The sequence below is a fragment of the Streptomyces sp. NPDC096132 genome (assembly GCF_044763345.1).
In the GTDB taxonomy this organism is placed as follows: Bacteria; Actinomycetota; Actinomycetes; order Streptomycetales; family Streptomycetaceae; genus Streptomyces.
In genome coordinates this window covers 1-2,306 of sequence record NZ_JBIWGA010000088.1, presented here as the reverse complement: position 1 = coordinate 2,306, position 2,306 = coordinate 1, and the positions used below count along the sequence as shown (strand labels likewise).

The following is a 2,306-nucleotide window of genomic DNA, read 5'->3' as shown; positions in this document are numbered from 1 at the left end:
CCGTACCCGGTGTTGATCTGCTGCTCGCACAGCGTCTCCCAGCCGGACAGGCAGTGCTCGCACCGCCCGCACGCCGTGCCGAGCCAGGGCACGGCCACCCGCTGCCCGACGGACAGGTGGGTGACACCCTCGCCCAGCTTCTCGACCAGGCCGACACCCTCGTGGCCGGGCACGAACGGCGGGTTCGGCCTGACGGGCCAGTCGCCGTGGGCGGCGTGGATGTCGGTGTGGCACAGCCCGGAGGCCTCGACGCGGACCCGGACCTGGCCGGGGCCGGGCTCGGGGTCGGGGCGCTCCTCGATGACCAGAGGTTCACCGAACGCTCGTACGACAGCTGCCTTCATGGGTCTCTTCTCCTCGGGCGGTGCATCAGCGGTGCCGGATCAGGCGTGCGGGACGACGGCGACGGGGGCGGTGGAGTGGTGCAGGACGGCGTGGGTGACATGGCCGATGTGGGTACCGAACGGGTTGCGGCGGATCCGTCGGCCGACGACGACCAGGGAGGCCTCGTGCGCCGCGGCCACGACGTGGACGGCCGCGCTGCCGTAGCGGGACTCCTCGACAACCTCCACGTCCGGGTACTTCTCCCGCCAGGGCCGCATCACCTTGGCGACGGCTTCGGCCTCGCTCGAGCCGATCGCCTCGTGCAGCACGGGGTCGGCGGGCACGCTGTACGCGTAGTAGGGTGGCGGGTTCCAGCCGTGGACGACCCGCAGGGAGGTACCGCGGCGCTGGGCGGCGTCGAAGGCGAACTCGATCAGCGTCTCGTCCGGGCGCTCCACGTCGAGCCCGAGGACCACAGGCAGGAACGGCGTCGCGGCCGAGGGGGTGCCGGACGGGTCCGGCTCGTGCTCGTCGGCGGCCGTTTCCAGCGCGCGCACCAGCACCACGGGGCGCTCCGCGTGTGCGACGGCGGACAGACCGATGGAACCGATCATGAACCCGCCGAGCCCACCGAGACCCCGGGAGCCCAGGACGAGCAGCTCGGCGCTCTTCGCCGCCTCGGCGAGGACGTCACCCGGGTGGCCGGAGAGCTGCTCTCTGATCACCTCGACTCCGGGGTGGCGCAGAGCGATGCCCGCGGCGGCCTCCCGCGGGATCTTCTCGGTCCAGTGCTGCTGGGTCTCCGCGCCCAGGAGCGGGGCCTGGGCCATGGGCTCCGGCACCGGCTGCCAGACATGCACGATCTTCAGCGGCAGGTCGCGCAGCTGTGCTTCGCGAGCCGCCCATTCCGCGGCGGCCCGGCTCTCGCGCGAGCCGTCGATGCCTACGGTGATGGTGCGGAGCATGATCTCTGCCTCCTCGGGTGAGCGTTCCGATTCCAGAGTCGTCTTCACGGGGTTCCCCTGGCAGGGGCCACTGGTCCCGACTTCGGGCCCAGCGGCCCCCTGCACGGTCCGGTGCGGTGGGCCCGGGTCGCGGGTCGCCGCACCGTCGGTGCTCAACGCAGCCAGTTGTGGTCGCGGACGAAGGGGAGCGTGGCCCAGAGCCGGCCCGCGCCCAGGGTGTCGCCGGCGGCGGCAGCGGCGACGACGATCAGGGCGACGGCGTAGAGGACGTGGTAGTCGACGAGCGGGTTCGTGGACATGCTCGCGGTGCCGTCCGAGAGGTGCTTGGCGGGCGGCCACTCCGCGATCCACATCAGCGCCATCATCGCGGTGCCGGCGACGGCGGCGAGCCGCAGCGCGACCCCCGCGACGAGGGCGAGGCCGATCCCGAGCAGACCGAGCATGAACAGCCAGTCGGCCCACGGGTCGCCGGCCCAGGAGTGGAAGGTCGACTCCATCGGCCCGACGGCGACGGACCCGAGGAAGCCCTTCGTCGGCGAGCCGCCGTCGATCCAGCCCTTGCCGGACGGGGTGGCGTAGCCGAAGCCGAAGGTCTTGTCGAGGAAGGCCCACAGGAAGACGAACCCGGTGAGCAGCCGCAGGGAGGCGAAGGCGTAGGCCCGCGCGGTGTGCGTGCCGGCGTCCGCCGACACGGCCGACTCGGATGCGGAGGCGGTCCGGTTCCTGCGGAACGACGGCAGGTGGAGGCCGGAGCCGCGGTGAGGGTGCTCGTGCAGGGCCATGGTCGTGGTTCCCTTCGGGGACGGTCGGGGCGGTGCCTGACGTCACTCACTCTGACCGCGCTCGCCGGTCGGCGCCGGATGCCGAAGGTCTGCGGCCAGGGGGCCGAACGGCCCTGCATCGAGGGGCCGTTGGGTGCGAACGTCAGTGGGCGGGCACGCCCCGCTCCCGGAAGCGAGCGCGGACGCTCTCGGTCAGGGCCGGATCGGGAACCGGGGTGTCGCGCAGGGGGAAGGG

General features: G+C 72.9%; 3 protein-coding genes. All 3 read right to left on the bottom strand.

All coding sequences use genetic code 11. The features are described 5' to 3' along the window. On the bottom strand, positions 1 to 344 hold a 344-nt coding region (locus ACIRF9_RS52585), incomplete at its 3' end, for an alcohol dehydrogenase catalytic domain-containing protein (protein WP_403837789.1). Between the two features lie 39 nt (positions 345 to 383). After that, on the bottom strand, positions 384 to 1,289 hold the full coding sequence (locus ACIRF9_RS52580) for a universal stress protein (RefSeq protein ID WP_403837787.1): 906 nt from the start codon (positions 1,287 to 1,289) through the stop codon (positions 384 to 386). A gap of 152 nt (positions 1,290 to 1,441) precedes the next feature. Further along, positions 1,442 to 2,071: a hypothetical protein gene (locus tag ACIRF9_RS52575; RefSeq protein WP_403837785.1), complete on the bottom strand. Its 630-nt coding sequence runs from the start codon at positions 2,069 to 2,071 to the stop codon at positions 1,442 to 1,444. Between the last annotated feature and the right edge of the window lie 235 nt (positions 2,072 to 2,306).